We start from the raw sequence: 312 nt of genomic DNA, 5'->3' as shown, positions 1-312 counted from the left end.
TCCCGCCGGTATGCCTGGCTCAAAGCGTATGATTCCATCGCCTTGCAGCAGGCGGTGATTAACCTCGATATGGCGTTTTCCCACTTTTTTAATCCGAAGCTGAAAGCGCGCTTCCCGACATTCAAACGCAAGCATGGCAGGCAGTCCAGCTATCATTGTGTTGGGGTGAAGGTGTTGGACGGAGCAATAAAAATACCCAAATTATCGCCGATAGAAGCCCGTCTGCACCGTGAAATGACCGGAGAGGTGAAAAGCATGACGCTGAGCCGTTCAGCCACCGGTAAATACTACGCCTCGATACTCTGTGATGAC

Annotated in this window: 1 pseudogene; it reads left to right on the top strand. The window is 51.6% G+C overall.

The features are described from left to right. Positions 1-312 (top strand): annotated as a pseudogene (locus tag EAE92_RS24295) (RNA-guided endonuclease TnpB family protein); the annotation flags it as partial.

The organism is Photorhabdus hainanensis, assembly GCF_018448965.1.
Classification (GTDB): domain Bacteria; phylum Pseudomonadota; class Gammaproteobacteria; order Enterobacterales; family Enterobacteriaceae; genus Photorhabdus; species Photorhabdus akhurstii.
The sequence above is the reverse complement of the archived record's forward strand: the minus strand, read 5'-3'. Positions and strand labels throughout refer to the sequence as shown.